Here is a 21,136-nt window from a genome sequence, read left to right as displayed (position 1 = left end):
ATGCATCAAAAACGATAACAACAGGACGCACACAGGAGAGTTCCATGCGCAAACCCGAACTGGCTGCCGCCATTGCCGAGCAAACCGGTCTGACCAAAGACAAGGCCGGCGAAGTGATCAACGCCTTCACCGACCAGGTATCTGCCGCAGCGGCCCGTGGCGAAGACGTCACCCTGATTGGCTTCGGCACCTTCAATATCCGCAAGCGAGAGGCCCGTACCGGCCGCAATCCGCAAACCGGCCAGGAAATTCAGATTCCCGCCAGCAAAACCGTCGGCTTCAAGGCCGGCAAAGGCCTGAAAAACGCCATCAGCTGAAACCAAGAAGGCCCGCATTTGCGGGCCTTCTTTTTGCGGACAGATCAGTTCCGCTTATTCGCGCCAGGCCACCTGACCCGCCACCAGCGTTAGCCGCATCCGACCGGGCAGGGACCGGTCCAGCACCGGCGCGTGCTTGCCAACCGATACCAAAGCGCTGACAGAGGGCTGCCAGTGTTGCGCTGGGTCAAACACACAGAGATCCGCCTCGGCCCCTTCGTCCAGCCGCGCCGATTGCCCGGCAATAGCTCCCGGACCCGTGGTCAATGCCTGCAGCAGACGGCTGCGGGACAACTCGCCCCGCTCAACCAGCTCCAGGCCCAGTGACAGCACACTCTCGATACTCGACAGTCCCGGCTCGGTGGCCGGCAACGGTGCCTGTTTGGCAGCGGTATCGTGGGGCAGGTGCTGGCTGACAATGGCGTCAATCACCCCGGACTCCACGCCTTTGATCAGTGCCTGGCGGTCCACTTCCGAGCGCAGCGGCGGGCGCACGTGGAACCGGCTGTCAAAGCTGGCCAGCGATTCTTCCGTGAACGCCAGTTGGTGCATGGCCACATCTGCAGTCACCGGAATGCCACGCTGACGGGCTTCGGCCAGCATATCGACACTGCGGGCGCAGGACAGCTGGCTCAGGTGCAAACGCACCCCCGTTTCCTCAGCCAGCAGCAGCATCTCGGCAACGGCGGCGGTTTCCGCCACTTCCGGAATTCCCAGCAGGCCCAGACGGGTGGTCACCTGGCCATCGTGAGCATAACCATCAGCAGCCAGGGCCTGGTTTTCCGGGCTGAACATCAGGGTCAGGCCGAAGGTTTCGGCGTAGGCCATGCAACGGCGAAGGATGCGGGCATTACCCACGCTGCGCGAGCCATTACCCAGTAACCGGCAACCAGCGGATTTCAGCCCGGCCATATCGCTGAGCAGTTCTCCTTTCAGCCCACGGGTCACCGCACCCACCGGCACCACGCGCACGGCACCACTGGATGCAGCCCGCTCCTGAATCAGGTGGGTAACGGCACCGGAGTCATTGATGGGCGAAGTTTCCGGTGACGCACACACCGTGGTGAAACCGCCATGGGCGGCCGCACGGGTCTCGCTGGCGATGTTGCCCTTCTGGCCATTCCCGGGCTCGCGCAGGTTACAGCACAAATCAATAAAGCCGGCCGATATCACACAGCCGGTGGCATCAAAGGTCTGTGCGGCATGACTTTCCCGGACCCGGGCACCCAGCCCCGCCACCTTGCCGTCGGCAATCAGCAGCCCCGGATTGTCCCGTTCCTTTTCGCCATCAAACAGGGTACCGCCGGTAATCACAAGCCGGCTGTTGCTGTTCACGCCACTCATGCCCGGGCCTCCTGGTTGGTGTGTGTCTGCCTGTACTGACGTTCGGCCATTTGCCCCCCCATGGCCATGGACATGACCGCCATGCGAATGGCGATACCGTTGGTGACCTGGCTCAGAATCACCGATTGCGGGCCATCGGCCACCGACGATTCGATTTCCACGCCCCGGTTGATCGGCCCCGGATGCATGACAATGCAATCGGGCTTGGCCAGGGCGAGCTTGTCCTCGGTCAGACCGTAAAGGCGGAAGAACTCCCGCTCGCTGGGTAGCAGGGCGCCTTCCATGCGCTCGTTCTGAAGGCGCAGCATGATCACCACATCCAGGTCTTTCATACCCCGCTTCATATCGTATTCCACGGTGCAGCCCAGATCTTCCACATCCCGTGGCAGCAAGGTGCCCGGGGCGATAATGCGCACTTCGTCCACGCCCAGCTCGTTCAGTGCACGAATTTGTGAACGGGCAACCCGTGAGTGCAGCACATCGCCGACAATCGCCACTTTCAGCCCTTCAAATCCACCTTTGTTCTGGCGGATGGTCAGCATGTCGAGCATCGCCTGGGTCGGGTGGGAGTGGCGGCCGTCGCCGGCGTTGATGATGGCCACGCCCGGGGTCACGCTGCTGGCAATGAAGTGTGGCGCCCCGCTTTGGGAATGACGCACCACGAACATATCGCTGGCCATGGCCTCCAGGTTCAGCAGGGTGTCGGAAAGGGATTCACCCTTCGAGGTGGCGGAGGTGGAAATGTCCAGGTTGAGCACATCCGCCGATAGCCGCTTGGCGGCCAGCTCAAAGGTGCTGCGGGTGCGGGTGCTGGGCTCGAAAAACAGGTTCACCACCGTACGGCCCCGTAACAGCGGCACTTTTTTGATGCTGCGGGTGCCCACCTCGATAAACGAATCGGCGGTGTCGAGTATGTCGGTGAGCAGTTCCCGGCTAAGGCCGTCGAGGGTCAAAAAGTGGCGCAACTGACCATCCCGGGTCAGCTGCAGGTGATTCGGGGAGGGATCTGTTGCGGTCATGTCACGCCTGCTTCTGTGTTGGAGTTATTGCTGTCCGGATTCCTGAAGCTCAATACGCAGGGGCTCCGGGCCCCGCAGCTTCACACGCTGGTGGGCGCCGAGCTCCAGCACCTGGCCGACCACATCCGGCTGAACCGGCAATTCCCGGGCCCCCAGGTCCACCAGCGTGGCCAGGGTAATACTCGCCGGCCGGCCGTAATCGAAAATCTCGTTCATGGCGGCGCGAATGGTACGCCCACTCATGATCACGTCATCAATCAACAGTATGTCCCGGCCTTCGGTGTCGAACGGCAGGCTCGAGGGTTTCACCTTCGGGTTCAGGCCTATGCGGCTGAAGTCGTCCCGGTAGAAAGAAATATCCAGCTCACCAAACGGCTGCTCGATGCCCAGACGTTTGCCCAGCACATCCGCCAGCCAGACACCGCCGGTGCGGATACCTATCAGGGCCGGGTCGGTCACACCGCGCTGCTCCAGGACCCGGCGCAGGCCGGTTTCCATTTCATTGAGCAACTGGTCGATATCAAACAATGCGGTCATTCGAGCCTCTTTATATCGGATCAGCCGGCCTGTTCCCGGCACCAGGTTTCCAGTATCAACACCGCGGCGCGGTCATCCACGCCATGACGGCCAAAATCCCGGCTGCCACCGGCGGCCATCACCTCGCCCTTGGCTTCAAAGCTGGTGAGCCGTTCGTCCACCATTTCCACCGGCACATGATAACGGCCATGCAGCCGTTTGCCGAACTTGCGGGCACGGGCGCACATGTCATTCTCGGTATCATCCATGTTCAGCGGCAGGCCCACCAGCACAATATCCGGCTGCCATTCGGCCAGCAGTTGCTCAATCACCTGCCAGTCGGGAATGCCATCCCGGGCCGGGATCATGGCCAGGGGCTGACCGGTACCCAGCATCTGCTGACCGGTGGCCACGCCGATACGGCGGGTACCGAAATCAAAGGCGAGAATGCGGCGGCTATCGTTCATCCGGTGGTGAGCCCTTTTCGCTGGAACGACCAGGTGCGGATAATTTCCAGAACGTCAAAGTCGTCTTTCATGCTTTCCGAAAACGGCGCAAACGGTGCCGCCATACGCACAATCTGAATGGCGGCATCGTCCAGCACCGAGCTGCCGGACGACTGCAGAATCTGCACCTCACGGATACTGCCATCCTTGTTCAGCGCCACCAGCAGGCGCAAGTCCCCATGGATACCGGCCTGCCGGGCCTGCCGGGGGTAATTGAGGTTGCCCACCCGGGTCACCTTGTCGACCCAGTTCTGCACATACCAGGCATTGTCGGAACTCAGTGTGCGCATGGCCGTTACCTGCTCCACCCGGGGCCGCCGGGCGTAGGCCTGTTGCTGGTCCGCCAGGCGGGCTTCGAGCGAGGCAATTTCCAGACTGCGCTCCATCAGGCTTTTCTTTTCGCTACGAGGCAGGGGTTCCGGGTCTGGCTCGGTTTGTTCTTCCGGCTGGGCCACCTGGCGGTCGGCGTTGTCTTCGGTTTGCACCACCTCGCGGCTCTGCCGGGGCCTGGGTTCGGTGGTGGTCTGTGGCCGGGGCTGTATCTCGGCCACTTCCGGCTGCGGCATCTCGGCCGGTTCCGGCGAAGTCATCTCCACCTTTTCCTCGGTGGTGCCGCTGCCCTGCTGGTTGGTCTGGGCCAGGAAATCGGCTTCATCCGGAGCCTGCTGATCCTCAAATTGCGACAGGGTGATTTCCATGGTCTGGGCCGACGCCGGCGGATCTTCCGGGGCAAAGGTCAGCCCCAGACCGATGATGGCATGCACCGCCAGCGCCATGAACAGCGTGAAGGAGAACCTGTCGAGATCCGTTACCTGCCCTGCCATTTCCCGTCCCTGGTGTTACTGCGGTTAGTTACAATCACTGGTTCTTTTTCTGCTCCAGCCGGCGGGCAATGGCCGCCATCAGCATCTCGGAAATATCGATACCAAACGCCGCATCCAGCTCACGGATACAGGTGGGGCTGGTCACGTTGATTTCAGTCAGGTAGTCACCGATCACATCCAACCCGACAAACATCAGCCCTTTTTCCTTGATCACCGGCGCCACGCGGGCACAGATTTCACGGTCACGCTCGGTCAGTTCCCGGCCTTCGCCCCGGCCTCCGGCCGCCAGATTGCCGCGATTCTCGCCCTGGGACGGAATCCTTGCAAGGGCATAGGGCACAGGTTCGCCTTCTATAAGCAGGATGCGCTTGTCGCCATCGCTGATTTCAGGAATGAACTTCTGGGCCATGGCCTGGTGGGCGCCGTAGTTGGTGAGGGTTTCGATGATCACGCCAAGATTGGCGTCGTTTTCCTTGACCCGGAAGATCGACCGCCCCCCCATGCCGTCCACCGGCTTCATGATGACATCACCGTGTCTGGCATAAAACTCCTTGAAGCGCTGGGCGGAACGGGTCACCAGCAGCGGTGGCGTCAGGTCCTCGAACTGGGTGGCGAACAGCTTTTCATTGCAATCGCGCAGGGTCGAGGCCGGATTGACCACCAGCGCGCCCTGCTGTTCGGCGGCTTCCAGGATATAAGTGGCCATCAGGAACTCCCGGTCAACCGGTGGATCCTTGCGCATCAGGATGACATCCAGGTCGCCCAGTGCACGCTGCTGGTCCGGACCATAGTTGAACCAGTTCTCCGGGTTGTTGTGCACCGTCAGCGCCCGGGTATGGGCCATGGCCCGGCCACCTTCCAGGTACATGTCGGGCAGCTCCATGTATTCGATTTCCCAGCCGCGCTTCTGGGCCGCCAGCAACATGGCCAGCGAGCTGTCTTTCTTGAAGTGGATGTCCTCGATGGGGTCCATCACAATACCCAGGCGGATGGTCATGGCGTCTCCTGATTAATGAGTTGCATCGCTGAAATAAAAACACGAACCGGTGCGCAGAGCGAGCCCGGTAATAACTGCTATGCTTGCTTTCCGGATAGTATTGTACCCGAAGCGGGAATGCATTCGCAGAAGTGACCAGATCAATTTTCGTGACACAAAACACAGGTACAATTTGCCGGGAAACGGATTATTCGTATACGACTATTGATATTTATTAACTGGGCAGGGTTTATAGAACAACCAGAAGGTTTGTGTTAAAACCCGGTATGCAACTAACGACAGTCGCTGGAGCGCAAGGCAGTTGGACAATGGATGACAACTTCGAAAACCTGAAGATCATGGTGATCGACGACAGCAAAACCATTCGTCGCACCGCAGAAACCCTTCTGAAAAAAGTAGGCTGTGAGGTCATCACCGCCACGGATGGCTTTGACGCTCTGGCCAAGATTGCCGACACCCAGCCGGACATCATTTTCGTGGACATCATGATGCCACGCCTGGACGGCTACCAGACCTGCGCGCTGATCAAGAATAACTCCTCTTTCAAGAACACGCCGGTCATCATGCTTTCAAGCAAAGACGGCCTGTTCGACAAGGCCAAAGGCCGCATCGTAGGCTCTGATCAGTATCTGACCAAGCCGTTCAGCAAGGATGAGTTGCTCAATACCATCCGCCAGTATATGCCCCAGGCTGAACAGTAAACCTGCTGACACCAAGGAACCATCGAGGAAAACATGGCCCGCATTCTGATTGTTGACGACTCTCCGACCGAAGTGAAAAAAATCTCCACCATCCTGGAAAAGCACCAGCACGAGGTGTTGACCGCCGACAACGGCGCCGATGGTGTTGCCAAAGCCCGCGCCGAAACGCCGGACCTGGTCCTGATGGACGTGGTCATGCCTGGCCTGAACGGTTTCCAGGCCACCCGCCAGTTGACCCGGGCGCCGGAAACCGCCTCCATCCCGGTGATTATCGTCACCACCAAGGATCAGGAAACCGATCGGGTCTGGGGCACCCGCCAGGGCGCCAAGGGCTATCTGGTCAAACCCGTTGACGAAAACGACCTGATCAAGACCATCAGCACCCTGCTTGACTGATGTCCACCAGTGGAGCTGCCATGGCCGGCCAGACCACCCCGTTCTCCCTGCTGACAGACATTGCCGAACGTAATCGGGCGATGGCTGCCGGCCTGCCTGAACAACAGGAGGCCGTTGAACTCTGGAACGGCATCGGTTTCATCCTGGCCGGCGAGCGTTACGTCGCGCCCATGGGTGAGGTAACCGAAATCCTGCATGTCCCCCGATTTACCCACATTCCCGGGGTGCAGCCGTTCATGATGGGCGCCGCCAATGTCCGCGGCCGTCTGCTGCCACTGGTTGATCTGGCCAATTTTTTCGGGCTTGCGCGTTCCTCGCGCAATCTGCGGAAACGACGGGTACTGATCGTGGAACAGGGCGACGTGTTCAGCGGCCTGGTGGTGGATACGGTACTGGGCATGCAGTACTTCGCTGCTGAGAGTTACAGGGCAGACCCGGGATGGGCGCCCGACAGCGTTCGGCCATTCGTAAACGGAAGCTACGAGCGCGATGAGGAAATCTGGAAAGTGTTCTCAGCCATTGACCTGGTGGCCGATAAGCGCTTTCTCGATGTTGCACAGTGGTAAGGGTGATAAAGCTGGCGCAAGCCTCACCGTGACACCCGAGACCCACTAAAACAACTTGTCATTTTAAGAAAAAGGCCGGGAGCCAGAAAATGAAAAGCAGAGCCGGAAGACTCAGTAAGGGACAGGGAGGCAACAAGCTGGTTGCCGGCCTGATCGCTGCGCTGATTGCACTGACCGTCCTGCTCGTTGTGGTACTGTTCATGATCAACCAGAACAGCCAGCACGATCAGGAATACATCGCCAGCACCGCGGAAATGCGAGTGCTGTCTCAGGAGATTGCGAAAAACGCAACGGAAGCCTCCGGCGGTACCGAATCGGCTTTCGATCAGTTGCGCCGTTCCCGGGATGAGTTCCAGAAACTCTGGTCCGATGTCAGTGAAGGTAACCCCGACACCGGCCTGCCGCCCAGCGAACTGGCCCGGGAAAGTGGCCTGCAGGACAGCTGGGAAGACGTGCGGCAGAACGCCGATGACATTCTCGAAACCCGTGCCGGGGTACTGGACCTGCACGGCGTTGCCCGCACCCTGAACGAAACCATCCCGCAACTGCAGGTCGAGTACGAAGACATTGTGCAGATCCTGCTGGACAACCAGGCGCCGTCCGAGCAGATCGCCCTGGCCCAGCGCCAGTCACTGCTGGCCGAGCGGATCCTGCGTTCAGTCAACGCCGTACTGTCCGGTGATGAAGACGCGGTTATCGCCGCCGACCGTTTTGGCCGTGACGCCAGCCTGTTTGGCCGGGTTCTCGACGGCCAGCTCAACGGCAACGAGGCCATGGGCATTCCCCAGGTGACCGACCCGGACGCCATTGCCGCACTGGAATCGGTGGACGAGCTGTTCCGCTTCGTTTCCCAGAACGTTAACGCCATCCTTGAAGCTTCTCCCGACCTCTTCAGGGTGCGTAACGCCGCCGGTGAAATCTTCGAAAACTCCGAAGTACTGCTGACCCAACTGTCTGACCTGGCCAACCAGTTCACCGTCCAGTCCGAAACCCGGTTCCTGAGCCCGACCCTGGCCTTCGCCATTCTGGCGATCATGGTGGCCATCGTGGTATTCATCGGCCTGACCCTCTACCGCGAAGCCCAGGCCCGCCTGGCCGCGACCCAGACCCAGAATGAGCAGAACCAGAACGCAATCCTGCGACTGCTGGACGAACTGGCCGATCTGGCCGACGGTGACCTGACCGCCGAGGCCACGGTAACCGAGGACTTCACCGGCGCCATCGCCGACTCCATCAACTTCGCGATCGACCAGATGCGCAGCCTGGTACAGTCCATCCGTGCCACCGCCGTGCGGGTATCCGGCGCCGCCCAGGAAACCCAGTCCACCGCCATGCACCTGGCCGATGCCTCCGAGCACCAGGCCCAGGAAATCGCCGGCGCCTCTGCCGCCGTGAATGAGATGGCGGTGTCCATCGACCAGGTATCGTCCAACGCCTCCGAATCCTCTGCGGTAGCGGAACGCTCGGTTGCCATCGCCAAGAAAGGCGCCGAGGTGGTACAGAACACCATCCGGGGCATGGACAACATCCGCGAACAGATCCAGGAAACCTCCAAGCGGATCAAGCGTCTGGGCGAATCCTCCCAGGAAATCGGCGACATCGTATCGTTGATCAACGACATCGCCGACCAGACCAACATTCTGTCCCTTAACGCCGCCATCCAGGCCTCCATGGCCGGTGATGCCGGCCGGGGCTTCGCGGTGGTTGCCGACGAAGTTCAGCGCCTGGCGGAACGTTCCTCCGCTGCCACCAAGCAGATCGAAGCGCTGGTAAAAACCATCCAGTCGGATACCAACGAAGCGGTTATCTCCATGGAGCACACCACCGCCGAGGTGGTCCGCGGTGCCCGCCTGGCACAGGACGCCGGTATCGCCCTGGAAGAGATCGAGAACGTATCCACCAATCTGGCGGAGCTGATCCAGAACATCTCCAACGCGGCACGCCAGCAGTCGTCCTCGGCCGCGCATATTTCCAACACCATGAACGTTATCCAGGAAATCACCTCCCAGACCTCGTCGGGCACCAACGCCACCGCGAAGTCTATCGGTAACCTGGCCGAGATGGCGTCCGAGCTGCGCTCCTCGGTAGCAGGCTTCAAACTGCCGGAGGAAGAGCTCCCGGACCAGGAACAGGAGCAAAGTAACGACGTTCCGGTGATCAACTGATCACCGCCCGGGGCGAATGACGGTCTATGGCGCCAATGCATGAACAACTGTCAGCCGCCGAAGGCCCCTGGGCCATGCGCCGCCTTCCGGAAATGGATGCGGCGCAGTTCCGGCAATGGCAGAACCTGCTGGAACAGCGCACCGGCATTACCGTCAGCGAGGAGCGCCGCTCGTTTCTGGAAACCAATCTGGGCATCCGGATGCGGGAAATCGGCTTCGACAGCTACCAGGACTATTACGAGCACATCGTCTCCGGCCCGGCCGCCATCCGGGAGTGGACCATCCTGGTAGACCGCCTGACGGTGCAGGAAACCCGGTTTTTCCGGGATCCCGATGCCTTCCGGCTGGTGGCGGATTATGTGCTGACCCGTCCCCGCGACCAGTTTCGAAAAGGCGCCCTGGAAGCCTGGAGTGTCGGCTGTTCCACCGGCGAGGAGCCTTACACGCTGGCCATCACGCTCAACGAGTGTATGACCCAGCTGGGCCTGCAGCCCTTATTTGGCGTTACCGGCTCGGACATCAGCCAGCCGGCCCTTGCCAAGGCCAGCCGGGGGCAATTCAGCGCCCGCAGCCTGCAAGGCATGGAGGAAGACCTGCAGGCCCGGTACTTCCGGCCGGTGGAAGGGAACACCGTCAACGTCATCGACAGTCTGCGCGAGCGGGTGTGTTTCGCCAGGCTCAATGTGCTGAATCTGGACAAGGTTCCGATGCAGGGCATGAACATCATCTTCTGTCAGAACCTGCTGATCTATTTCCGCCGTTGGCGCCGGCGTGAAATCGTGAAAAAGCTGGCAGGTTATCTGGCACCGGGCGGGCTCCTGGTGCTGGGCCAGGGTGAGTTGACCGACTGGCAACCCCCGGGCCTGCAACGAGTCCCCTCGGAACATGTGCTGGCGTGGACAAAACGCCGGCCCGACGAAGAATAACCGGAGTGGTTATGGGCAATCACCATGACAGTATCGCCCTCGACTGGGTTCGGGGCGAAATACAGGACACGCTGACCCAGAGTCAGCAGGCACTTGAAGCGTACGTCGAAAACCGCGACGACACTGCGCGCCTGCGCTTCTGCCTGAATTACCTGCACCAGGTGCATGGCACCCTGAAAATGGTGGAACTCGACGGCGCCGCCCTGCTGACCGAGGAAATGGAAGCCCTCACCCAGGCGCTGCTGGACGGCCGGGTCGCCAATGAAGACGAAGCCATCCAGGTACTGATGCAGGGGGTTCTGCAACTGCCCCAGTATCTTGAGCACCTGGACAGCAGCGGCGATGACTTCCCGCTGGTACTGCTGCCCCTGCTGAACGATCTGCGCGCGGCCCGGGGCGAAAGCCTGCTGTCGGACACCTCCCTGTTCAAACCCGACCTGACCGCCGCGCAATTCCCGGTTGATGAACGCATTTCCAGCCGGCTGCAAGACCCGAAAGTCGCCGGCCACCTGCGCAAACTGCGGCAGATGTTCCAGTTTGCCCTGGCCGGGGTGGTGCGCGAGGCCGATCTGAACACCCATTTCGATTACATGCACAAGGTGATCGAACGCCTGGCCCGCCTGTGCCGGAAAACCCCCCGGGGCGAGCTGTGGAAAGCGGCCGGTGCGTTCGTGGAAACCCTGCAGGCACGAGTGAACCCGATCAACAGTGCGGTCAAATCCTTGCTACGCGAGCTGGATGCGGAAATCCGGCTGCTGATGGCCAGGGACTCCGACGCCCTGCGGCAACCGGTCCCGGAAGCCCTGTTCAAGCACCTGCTTTATTATGTCGCCCGCGCCCGGGACCTGGACACCCCCCAGGTGCAGGCGTTGCGCCGGACCTATGGACTGGACGACGCCCTGCCGTCGGAAAACGACGTGGATTCCGCCCGCACCCGGGTCTCAGGCCCCGGCCGCGACGCCATCCACTCCGTGGTCACCGCACTGGACGAAGAACTGGCGCGACTGAAAGACCAGCTCGACCTGTTTGTGCGGGCCGAATTCCGGCAGAACAACGAACTGGAAGAATTGCTGCCGGCCCTGCGCCAGATCGCCAACACCCTTGGGGTGATTGGCCTGGGAACCCCGCGCAAAGTCATCAGTGAACAGATAGAGCTGCTGGAAAAGCTGTCCGCCCAGGATGAAACCGTCGACGATGGCACCCTGATGGACATCGCCGGCGCCCTCCTGTACGTGGAAGCCAGCCTGGCCGGCCTGGACAAGGATCGGCATCCCGACAGCCACCGCAGCGGTGGCGACAACGAATCCGTCAATCTCGGCGAGCGGGAGCTGACCGAAGCCGGTGAGGCATTGATCCGGGAGTCCCGGAACACCCTGGAACAGGTCAAATCATCCATCGTCAACTTCATTGCCTCCCAGTGGGACACCCGGGAAATCGATCATGTACCCGGCCTGCTGTACAGCATCCGTGGCGGTCTCGGCCTGGTGCCCCTGGAACGGGTACCGGACATGCTGGCCTCCACCGAGCGTTACGTGACCGACGTGCTGCTGGGCAGCAAACAGGTGCCGGACTGGAAACAGCTCGACACCCTGGCCGACGCCATCACCAGCATCGAGTATTACCTGGAGCGCCTGGCCGAAGGTATCAGCAACAACGACGCCATTCTGCATGTGGCCGAGGAAAGCCTGGAAAGGCTCGGCTTCCCGGTTGGCCAGGAACCCACCTGGACCGATACCCGGGAGCCGGAGACCGAAACCCGGGCGGAAGAACCGCAAACCCAGCCAGAGCCTGCACCTGAACCGGCAACCAGCACCGGCTCCGACGAAGACCTTCTGGATGACGAAATTCTTGGTATTTTCGTCGAAGAAGCCGAAGAAGTGCTGGAAACCATCAACCGTTATTACCCACAGCTACGCCAGAACCATGACGACAGCGAGGCGCTGACCGAAGTGCGCCGGGCCTTCCACACCCTTAAGGGCAGTGGCCGGCTGGTGGGCGCCAGCAGCATTGGCGAGCTGGCCTGGGCGGTGGAGAACCTGCTGAACCGGGTTATCGACCAGACGGTGAAACCCACCGACGACATGTTCACCCTGATCGATGACGTGAACGAGCGCATTCCGTCCCTGATCCAGGATTTCCGTCAGGGCGAAGCCAACGGTGATGTGGACGGCCTGATTGCCCGGGCCGAAGCCCTGGCCACCACCCGCAAGACCGAAGCAACTGAGACGGCGGAAGCCGGCGCCCCGGAACCGGCCCAGGCCGACACGCCGGAATGGGAATCCTCCGAAGAACCCGAAGCCGGGGCGGCCACTGACCAGCCGGAGGCTGAACCGGAACCACCCTCCGAGGCGCCAGCCGAGACATCACCGGAGCCGGAAGACGACCTGATCGACGACGATATCCTGGAAATCTTCATCGAAGAGGCCGGTGAAGTACTGGAAACCATCCAGGAATATCTGCCCATGCTGCTGCGCAGCCCGGATGACCGCAGCGCACTGACCGAAGTGCGCCGGGCTTTCCACACCCTCAAGGGCAGCGGTCGCATGGTGAACGCCAACGTGATTGGCGAGCTGGCCTGGGCCATTGAAAATATGCTGAACCGGGTCATCGACGGCAGTATTTTCATGAACGACGACATCGCCCGGCTGCTGGAAGAGGTGACCAATGCCATTCCCGGGCTGGTACAGGACTTTGAAAACCGCACGCCGGCGCGGCTCGACACCAGCAACCTGGAAGCCCGGGCCAACGCCTTGGCCAACGGCGAGATTCCGGACGCCGCCCTGATGCCCGGCCCGGATGCCGAGGCCAGCCAGTACCGTGAGCAATCCGAAGAGCTGACCGAAACGCCCGAGCCACCAGTTGCCGGCGAAGATGAAGGCGAAGACATTGACCCGGTTCTGCTGGAGATTTTCGAAACCGAAACCGAAACCCACCTGCAGACCATCGACGAATACCTGGCCAACGCCGGCGATCGCAGCTCGGTGCCGTACACCGACGCCCTGTCGCGCGCCCTGCACACTCTCAAGGGCAGCGCCAATACCGCCGGCATCACCCCGATCGCGCGGGTAATCACGCCGCTTGAGCACTTTGTCAAAGAAGCGCGTGCGCAAAGCAAACGGGCCGACCGGCAGGTGCTGGGGCTGATCGCCGAAGCCCGGGACTTCCTCACCCGGGGCCTGGCGCAGCTTTACGACAACCCGCAGGCCCACCTGGAAGGCACCGAGGATTACCTCGAACGCCTTGAGCAGCTCAGCAAACAGACCCTGCTGAGCCAGCCCGACGCTGCCGATGAAACGGCGCAAAGTCAGGATTCGGCTCGCCTGGTCCAGCTGTTCCTCGGTGAAGGCCTGGATATCGTCCTGGATGCCGAAACCATTCTTGAACAATGGTCACAAGACCCGGATCAACGGGAGCCAGTCGCCCAGCTGCATCAGGAGCTGGAACAACTGAGCCGGGGTGCCGAAGAGGCCGGTCTGAGCGATGTCGCCGCCCTGGCCTCAGCGCTGGACCGCACCTACACAGCGGTGGCCGAGAAGAGCGTGACACCGGATGCCGGCTTCTTCGAAACCGTGCACCAGGGTCAGGAACAGCTGATCAACCTGATGGATCAGGTGGCCGCCGGGCTGGCCACCGACGCCAATGAAGAGCTGATAGCCCAGCTCGACCAGTTGACCCGCCAGATTTCAGAGCCAGAGCCAGAGCCAGAGCCAGAGCCAGAGCCAGAGCCAGAGCCAGAGCCAGAGCCAGAGCCAGAGCCAGAGCCAGAAATCAGCGTAGAGCCGGAGCAAGGCAGTCAACCACCCCTGCCGGAGACCGATGAGGCCACGGAGGTGGACGACGAGCTGATCGCCATTTTCCTGGAAGAAGCCGGCGAGCTGATCGACAGCACTGCCCAGGCCCTGCAGGACTGGAGCGAGGATACCGCCAACCTGGACATCCTGCGCCTGCTGCAACGGGATCTGCACACGCTTAAAGGCGGTGCGCGCCTGGCTGACATTCCGGCCCTGGGGGATCTGTCCCACGAGCTGGAAAACCTGTTCGAGGGCCTGACCGAGCAGCGCTTTACCATCAACGACACCCTCTCGGACCTGCTGTTCCGCTGCCACGACCGGCTGGCCGGCATGGTCGATTCACTGGAAGCCGGCGAAGCACCACGGCCGGCACCGGACCTGATCGCCGATATCCACGCCTACATCGACGGCACCGGTGATCAGGCACAAACATCACAGGCGCCTGCCTCCGATTCCGAACCCTTGCCGGAAATGACGGTCGAGGGCGACGCCGAACCGGTTTCCGGGGGTGACCAGGAGCAGCAGGAGGAGCAGGACGATCACATCGCAGACCTGTCCCATCTGGATCCGGAGCTGGTGGGCATCTTCCTCGAAGAAGCCTACGATCTGGTGAATTCCACCGGTAGCGCCCTGCATGCCTGGAGCGAAAACCCGTCAGACCGGCAGGTAGCCGCCGAGCTCCAGCGCGAGGTGCACACCCTCAAGGGCAGCGCCCGCATGGCCGGCGTGGAAGCGATTGGCGATCTGGCCCACAAACTGGAAGACCTGTTCGAAAAAGTCGCCACCGGCCAGATCGATGCCAGCGACGACATGATGGACCTGCTGTTCGCCTGTCACGACCGCCTCGCGGAGATGGTGGAACAGGTCGCCACACAGAAACCCTGCCCGCCAGCCAACGAACTGGCGGCAAAGGTACAGGCCATTATCCGGGGCGAACCGGCTCCTGGAGGCACGGCGGAACCGTCGTCGACCGTCACCGGCACACCGGCCACGGACACAGATGGGCCCTCCAGTGCGGAACCTGCCCAGGACGTCTCCGGCGAGACAGCACCGCCCGAGTTCGAGGACGACGGCGCACTGGCCGAGATGTTCCTGGACGAAGGCCGGGAAATTCACGAGACCATTGCCGACCTGCTCGCCCACTGGCGCGAGGAACCCGGAGAACTGGCGTCCCTGAGCCAGTTGTTGCAGGAACTGCAAACACTCAAAAGCGGCGCCCGCCTGGCGGATGTGGATGCCATCGCCGACCTGGCCCGGAGCTGGGCCGAAGCCCTGGACCCGCTGGTGGATGGCGAGGAAGACCGGCAACCGCTGATCGAGTTGAGCACTCAGGCCGACCAGACCCTGAAAGCCATGCTCGACACGCTGGAAAAAGGCGAACAGCCGGAACCGGCGAGCGAGTTGGTCAGGGCCTTCGAAGCCCGCCAGCACGGCAACACGGAACCAGCCGGGGATCAGCAGCCACAGCCGGCCTCGCCGGCACGGGATTCGGCACCGGCGTCCAAAACCCCGGCCGCGAAAAAACCGGAAACCAAGCCCGCCAGCGGTAACAACCGGAAACCGGCGAAAAACCAGAATGCCGCCCAGGAAACCATCCGGGTGTCCGCACCGCTACTGGACGAGCTGGTTAACCTGGCCGGCGAAACCAGTATTACCCGGGGCCGTCTGGAGCAGCAGAACAGCGATTTCAGCTACACCCTCGATGAAATGGCCGCCACCATCGAGCGTCTGCGCGAGCAGCTGCGGCGCATGGAAATCGAGACCGAGGCACAGATCCTGTTCCGCGCCGAACAGGAACACGGCCCGGACTACACCGAGGATTTCGACCCGCTGGAAATGGACCGTTACTCCTCCATCCAGCAGTTGTCCCGGGCCCTGACCGAGTCCACCTCGGACCTGGCGGACCTGCGGGAAACCCTGGCCGACAACGTGCGGGATACCGAAACCCTGCTGGTGCAGCAGTCACGCATCAACACGGAATTGCAGGAGGGTCTGATGAAGACCCGCATGATTCCGTTCACCTCCATGGTGCCCAGACTGCGCCGCATCGTGCGCCAGATCAGCGGCGAACTGGACAAGAAAGTACAGTTCGACATCCGCAACGCCGAAGGCGAGATGGACCGCAACATTCTTGAGCGCATGGTGGCACCGCTCGAGCACATGCTGCGCAACGCCATCGACCACGGCATCGAAAACCCGGCCGACCGGAAGAATGCCGGCAAACCGGAAACCGGCAAGGTGACCCTGTCCCTGTCCCGTGAGGGCGGCGACGTGGTGCTGCGCATGGCCGACGACGGCAAGGGTATCCCGGTGGATGTCATCCGTGAAAAAGCCATTCGCCAGGGGCTGATGGAACCCGATGAGGACCTGTCCAGACGGGAAATCCTGCAATTCATCCTGCACGCCGGCTTCTCCACCGCCCAGCAGGTCACACAGATTTCCGGCCGGGGCGTGGGCCTGGATGTGGTCGCCAGTGAACTGAAGCAGCTCGGCGGCAGCCTGGATATCGATTCCGACGAGGGTAAGGGCACCACCTTTACCGTGCGCCTGCCCTTCACCGTATCGGTCAACCGTGCACTGATGGTCGCGACCGGCGAAGACTTCTACGCCATCCCGCTCAACACCATCGAGGGCATTGTGCGGGTCAGCACCTACGAGCTGGAAGAATATTACAAACCCGACGCGCCCCCCTACGAATACGCGGGCCAGCAATACCAGTTACAGTACCTTGGGGCGCTGCTGGACAGTGACCACCAGCCCAAGCTGCAGGGCCAGGCACTGCCCCTGCCGGTGATTCTGGTGCGTGGCGCCGAACAACCCATTGCCCTGCAGGTGGACCACCTGATGGGCAGCCGGGAAATCGTGGTGAAATCCCTCGGGCCGCAGTTCAACTCCGTGCGCGGGGTCTCCGGTGCCACCATTCTCGGCGACGGCAGCGTGGTGGTGATTCTCGACCTGCCGGCCATGCTGCGTTCCGACGCCCTGGCGGAAAGCCAGCGCCTGGCCAACCAGGAAAAGGGCAAGGAAAGCACCCGGTACCGCGAGCAGACCACCACCGTGATGGTGGTGGACGACTCGGTCACCGTGCGCAAGGTGACCACTCGCCTGCTCGAACGCAACGGCTTCGAGGTCTTCACCGCCAAAGACGGCGTGGATGCGGTGGCCCAGCTCCAGGACTACCGCCCGGATGTCATCCTGCTGGACATCGAAATGCCCCGCATGGACGGCTTCGAGGTGGCCAGCTTCGTCCGGCACGACGAAAAGCTGCATGACACGCCAATCTGTATGATCACCTCGCGAACCGGTGAAAAACACCGCGAACGGGCGCTGGCCATCGGCGTGAACGAGTACCTCGGCAAGCCCTTCCAGGAGACCGAGCTGCTGAACACCATCAAGCATCTGACCGGGAGTGAGTGATGGCCGAACGGCCAACCATAGGGATCGTTGCCGATGTGGTGCTGCAACGCCACCGGCTGCAGGAAGCGACCGGAAAATTTGGACTGGATGTCCTGTTTTCCGGTGATCCCGAACGGCTGATCGGTTACCCGGCCTTTCCGGAGGTGGCTTTGTGGCTGGTCACCCTGAAAGACGAGGCCGACCATCCGGCCCTGTTTGATTACCTGCTTGAACATACCGACGCGCCCGTGCTGTTCGGCGTCGACCCGGCACCGGCCGCCGGCACCATTGACTGCTTTCGCTGGGAACGGCGGCTGCTCAACAAGCTCGAACAGCAGCTTGGCCGCATTGAACAGCTCGACACCGCCAACGACATGGAAGACCTGGCCCGGGCCGCTTCCGACACCCGGAACGCACCGGCGCTGTCGAACTGGATCACCCCGGCGGACACCGACACACCGGCCCGGGAAATCTGGGTGCTGGGCGCCTCGCTGGGTGGCCCGGCGGCGGTCAAAACCTTTCTGGATCACCTGCCTCCGGGCTTACCCGTGGGGTTTGTCTATGCCCAGCACATTGATAACAACTTCACCAATGTGCTCACTCGCATCCTGGGCCGCCATGCCCATTACCAGCTCAAACCGGCGGCGGAAGGCATGCGCATCTGCCACGGCGATGTGGTGTTAATGCCAGTCGAACAGGAGTGGACATTCACCAGCAACGGCACCCTCACCTGCACCGGCAAGCCCTGGCCCGGCCCCTACGGCCCATCCATCGACCAGGCACTGCTGAACGTGGCCGAGCACTTCAGCAAACGCTGCCATGCCATCATTTTTTCCGGCATGGGTAACGACGGCGCCATTGCCGCCCCGCGCCTGCACGAAAACGGCAGCCGCATCTGGGTGCAGAACAGCGCCAGTTGTGGCAACAGCTCCATGCCGGATTCCGTTCTCGCCACCGGCTGCACCGGTTTTTCCGGCACGCCGGCCCAACTGGCCGCCGAACTGGTGCGCACCATTGAAAACCAGTGTCTGCTGAAGAACAGGCACCAACGGGATTCTGCCTGAGGTAAACAACGATGAATGACAACAGCCAATCCCTGCAGTGCGTGATGATCCCGGTGAACAACCGGCAACTGCTGCTGCCCAACGTATCCATTGCCGAGGTGATCGATTTCGACGGCACCCAAACCGGTGCCAATACCCCCGACTGGCTGATCGGTTTCGTTGAGTGGCGCGGGTTACAGCTGCCCGTCATTTCCTACGATGCCGCCAACGATGGCGAGCTGGTGGTACCGGGTGAAAACCGTGGTCGCATCATCGTGCTCAATACCATTGGCCCGGGCCACGCCAGGTCGCCGTTCATGGCCATGGCGACCCAGGGTATTCCCAGCCAGACCCGCCTCGATGAATCCCAGGTCAAACAGCTTGAGGCCGAGCCCGGTCCGGCCGACCTGATGCAGGTGGAAGTGGATGGCGAAACCGCGTGGATTCCCAACCTGGAATATCTGGAGTCCCTGGCCAGCAAAGTGATGGTGTAAACCGGCCCGGCTCTGGTAGCCTTTGCGACAATTGTTATAATGTTGCAAACGTTGCCGGAACCAGCCCATGCCCGAACGCGCTCTGCCCTATCGCCCGCACAATCACCAGGCCTGTGTCAGCCAGGCACTGGCCGATGCACGCCACATCTGCCGGGAGCATAACGCCCGGCTGACCGCCATTCGGGAGCGCGTACTGGAGCTGATCTGGCAATCCCACAAACCACTGGGCGCCTACGACATCCTCGCCCAGCTTGGCACCGAGGGCCATAACGCAGCGCCACCGACCGTCTACCGGGCCCTGGATTTTCTGCTGCAGTATGGCCTCGTCCATCGAATTTCCTCGCTCAACGCCTTTACCGGCTGCACTCACGCCGGCCAGAAGCATCAGGGAGTGTTCCTGATCTGTCGGCAGTGCGGTAACGTGCTGGAGCTGGAATCCGAACCAGTGGCCCGGGCCATCGACACCGCCGCCAAGACCGAAGACTTCCGCCCGGACGAGATCACCCTGGAAATCACCGGTCTGTGCCCGCGCTGCCGCGCCGGGGCAGAAACAGGAACCGACTGATGTCAGAAGCACTGGTTCAGCTTCAGCGCGTCACGGTACAGTTTGACGACCGACCAGTGGTTGATCAGGTCACCCTGCAGGCGAGCCGGGGCGACATCATCACCATTATTGGCCCCAACGGAGCCGGCAAGACCACCCTGATCAAAACCATCCTGGGCATCCAGAAGGCCAGCCAAGGGCGTGTTTCACTGGCGCCGGGGCTGACCATCGGCTATGTGCCCCAGCATCTGACACTGGAAGCCACCCTGCCGTTAAGCGTACGCCGCTTCATGCTGCTCAGTGGGCAATCACTGACCGACTGCCGGGCGGCGCTCAAGCGAACCGGGGTGGACCACTTGCTGGATGCCTCGGTGCATCATTTGTCCGGCGGCGAAAAACAGCGATTGCTGCTGGCCCGGGCCCTGGCCCGCAAGCCAGACCTGCTGGTACTGGACGAACCGGCGCAGGGTGTCGACATCAACGGCCAGGCGGCGCTGTATGAACTGATCCGGGAATTACGGGACGAGCTGCACTGCGCGGTGATCATGATTTCCCACGATCTGCATCTGGTGATGGCCGCCACCGACAAGGTCATCTGCCTGAACCAGCATGTGTGCTGCAGCGGCTACCCGGCCGACATCTCCCACGACCCGGCATTTATCGAAACCTTCGGACACCAGGTGGCCGAATCCCTGGCGGTGTACCATCATCGCCACAACCACAGCCACGACCTGCACGGCGATGTGGTCGACACGAAAGGCACACAGGGAGCCTGCAACCATGAGCATCATTGACGCCGTGCTTGGGGATTTCTTCTGGCGGGCCCTGATCGGCGGCCTGGGTGTGGCACTGGTGGCCGGCCCTCTCGGCTGCTTCGTGGTCTGGCGCCGGCTGGCCTATTTTGGTGACACCCTGGCCCATTCCGCACTACTCGGTATCGCCCTGAGTTTTCTGATCAGCGTGCCATTGAACCTCGCGGTCATCATTACCTGTGTGGTCATTGCCCTGGCGCTGGTACTGCTGTCACGCACCCGGGTGCTGGCCACCGACACACTGCTCGGCATTCTGGCCCACAGCGCCCTGGCCATCGGCCTGGTGGCCCTGAGCTTCATGCCGGATGTGCGGGTGGACCTGACCGGCCTGCTGTTCGGCGACCTGCTGGCCATGAACCGGCAGGACCTGCTGTGGATCTATGGCGGCGCCGCCTTTGTGCTGACGCTACTGGCCATTCTCTGGCGCGGTCTGCTGATGAGCACCATTCACGAAGAGCTGGCGCGGGTGGAAGGCATACCGGTGGAGCGCCTGCGCCTGGCGCTGATGCTGATGTTCTCGCTGGTGATTGCGGTGGCCATGAAAATTGTCGGCGTGCTGCTGATTACTGCCCTGCTGGTGATTCCGGCGGCAACCGCCCGACGCCTGGCGAAGAACCCCGAACACATGGTCGGCCTGGCCGTTGTCTTCGGTTTTGTGGCCGTGGCCGGCGGCCTGAGCCTGTCCTGGCACCTGGACACCCCGGCTGGCCCGTCAGTCGTGGTGACCGCCTTTGTCAGCTTCCTGCTGGTCTACAGCCTGGCTCGCAAGCCGGCCTGAC

At 61.8% G+C, this 21,136-nt stretch carries 18 protein-coding genes; 12 read left to right on the top strand and 6 right to left on the bottom strand.

Features of this window, described 5'->3' with window-relative positions; translation table 11 throughout:
- Nucleotides 1-44: 44 nt before the first annotated feature.
- On the top strand, nt 45-317 hold the full coding sequence (locus tag BMZ63_RS13700; RefSeq protein WP_091706351.1) for an HU family DNA-binding protein: 273 nt from the start codon (nt 45-47) through the stop codon (nt 315-317).
- A 54-nt stretch (nt 318-371) separates the two neighbouring features.
- On the opposite strand, the gene BMZ63_RS13695 is transcribed toward BMZ63_RS13700, so the two are convergent.
- From BMZ63_RS13695 to gshB, 6 genes are read right to left on the bottom strand one after another with little or no spacing between them, the layout of a single operon-like run.
- Nucleotides 372-1,661 carry a dihydroorotase gene (locus tag BMZ63_RS13695; protein ID WP_091706349.1) on the bottom strand — a complete coding sequence of 430 codons (1,290 nt, stop codon included), beginning with the start codon at nt 1,659-1,661 and terminating at the stop codon, nt 372-374.
- Nucleotides 1,658-2,680: an aspartate carbamoyltransferase catalytic subunit gene (locus BMZ63_RS13690; protein ID WP_091706348.1), complete on the bottom strand. Its 1,023-nt coding sequence runs from the start codon at nt 2,678-2,680 to the stop codon at nt 1,658-1,660. Before BMZ63_RS13690 ends, BMZ63_RS13695 begins: the two co-directional genes overlap by 4 nt.
- Before the next feature lie 24 nt (nt 2,681-2,704).
- Entirely contained in the window at nt 2,705-3,217 is a 513-nt protein-coding gene (pyrR, locus tag BMZ63_RS13685; RefSeq protein WP_091706346.1) for a bifunctional pyr operon transcriptional regulator/uracil phosphoribosyltransferase PyrR, read from the bottom strand.
- 20 nt (nt 3,218-3,237) lie between these two features.
- Nucleotides 3,238-3,663, bottom strand: a complete 426-nt coding sequence (ruvX, locus tag BMZ63_RS13680; protein WP_091706344.1) for a Holliday junction resolvase RuvX — start codon at nt 3,661-3,663, stop codon at nt 3,238-3,240.
- Nucleotides 3,660-4,526 carry an energy transducer TonB gene (locus tag BMZ63_RS13675; RefSeq protein WP_091706342.1) on the bottom strand — a complete coding sequence of 289 codons (867 nt, stop codon included), beginning with the start codon at nt 4,524-4,526 and terminating at the stop codon, nt 3,660-3,662. Before BMZ63_RS13675 ends, ruvX begins: the two co-directional genes overlap by 4 nt.
- Nucleotides 4,527-4,560: 34 nt before the next feature.
- The gene (gene gshB, locus BMZ63_RS13670) at nt 4,561-5,523 is read right to left on the bottom strand and encodes a glutathione synthase (RefSeq protein ID WP_091706341.1); all 963 of its coding nucleotides are present in this window, start codon (nt 5,521-5,523) and stop codon (nt 4,561-4,563) included.
- A gap of 308 nt (nt 5,524-5,831) precedes the next feature.
- Here gshB and pilG point away from each other — a divergent pair, with 308 nt between their 5' ends.
- The 11 genes from pilG (at nt 5,832) to BMZ63_RS13615 (ending at nt 21,135) form a co-directional block, all read left to right on the top strand.
- Nucleotides 5,832-6,224, top strand: coding sequence for a twitching motility response regulator PilG (gene pilG / locus BMZ63_RS13665; protein WP_091706339.1), 393 nt, complete (start codon nt 5,832-5,834; stop codon nt 6,222-6,224).
- Between the two features lie 33 nt (nt 6,225-6,257).
- A complete protein-coding gene (pilH, locus tag BMZ63_RS13660) occupies nt 6,258-6,620 on the top strand; it encodes a twitching motility response regulator PilH (RefSeq protein ID WP_091706338.1) in 363 nt (120 codons plus the stop codon).
- A 20-nt stretch (nt 6,621-6,640) separates the two neighbouring features.
- A complete protein-coding gene (locus BMZ63_RS13655) occupies nt 6,641-7,186 on the top strand; it encodes a chemotaxis protein CheW (protein WP_091706336.1) in 546 nt (181 codons plus the stop codon).
- Nucleotides 7,187-7,275: 89 nt separating this feature from the next.
- Nucleotides 7,276-9,351 carry a methyl-accepting chemotaxis protein gene (locus tag BMZ63_RS13650; RefSeq protein WP_091706334.1) on the top strand — a complete coding sequence of 692 codons (2,076 nt, stop codon included), beginning with the start codon at nt 7,276-7,278 and terminating at the stop codon, nt 9,349-9,351.
- A 26-nt stretch (nt 9,352-9,377) separates the two neighbouring features.
- The gene (locus BMZ63_RS13645) at nt 9,378-10,277 is read left to right on the top strand and encodes a CheR family methyltransferase (protein WP_091706333.1); all 900 of its coding nucleotides are present in this window, start codon (nt 9,378-9,380) and stop codon (nt 10,275-10,277) included.
- Between the two features lie 11 nt (nt 10,278-10,288).
- Entirely contained in the window at nt 10,289-17,485 is a 7,197-nt protein-coding gene (locus BMZ63_RS13640) for an Hpt domain-containing protein (protein ID WP_091706331.1), read from the top strand.
- Nucleotides 17,485-18,528, top strand: a complete 1,044-nt coding sequence (locus BMZ63_RS13635) for a chemotaxis protein CheB (protein WP_091706329.1) — start codon at nt 17,485-17,487, stop codon at nt 18,526-18,528. The genes BMZ63_RS13640 and BMZ63_RS13635 overlap by 1 nt, the downstream gene beginning before the upstream one ends.
- An 11-nt stretch (nt 18,529-18,539) precedes the next feature.
- Nucleotides 18,540-19,001 carry a chemotaxis protein CheW gene (locus BMZ63_RS13630; RefSeq protein ID WP_091706327.1) on the top strand — a complete coding sequence of 154 codons (462 nt, stop codon included), beginning with the start codon at nt 18,540-18,542 and terminating at the stop codon, nt 18,999-19,001.
- A gap of 67 nt (nt 19,002-19,068) precedes the next feature.
- On the top strand, nt 19,069-19,566 hold the full coding sequence (locus BMZ63_RS13625; RefSeq protein WP_091706325.1) for a Fur family transcriptional regulator: 498 nt from the start codon (nt 19,069-19,071) through the stop codon (nt 19,564-19,566).
- Entirely contained in the window at nt 19,566-20,339 is a 774-nt protein-coding gene (znuC, locus tag BMZ63_RS13620) for a zinc ABC transporter ATP-binding protein ZnuC (RefSeq protein ID WP_091706324.1), read from the top strand. Before BMZ63_RS13625 ends, znuC begins: the two co-directional genes overlap by 1 nt.
- A complete protein-coding gene (locus tag BMZ63_RS13615; RefSeq protein WP_091706322.1) occupies nt 20,326-21,135 on the top strand; it encodes an iron chelate uptake ABC transporter family permease subunit in 810 nt (269 codons plus the stop codon). The genes znuC and BMZ63_RS13615 overlap by 14 nt, the downstream gene beginning before the upstream one ends.
- Nucleotide 21,136 lies beyond the last annotated feature (1 nt).

It is taken from the genome of Marinobacter persicus (assembly GCF_900114155.1).
Classification (GTDB): domain Bacteria; phylum Pseudomonadota; class Gammaproteobacteria; order Pseudomonadales; family Oleiphilaceae; genus Marinobacter; species Marinobacter persicus.
This window is presented reverse-complemented; position numbering and strand designations above follow the sequence as displayed.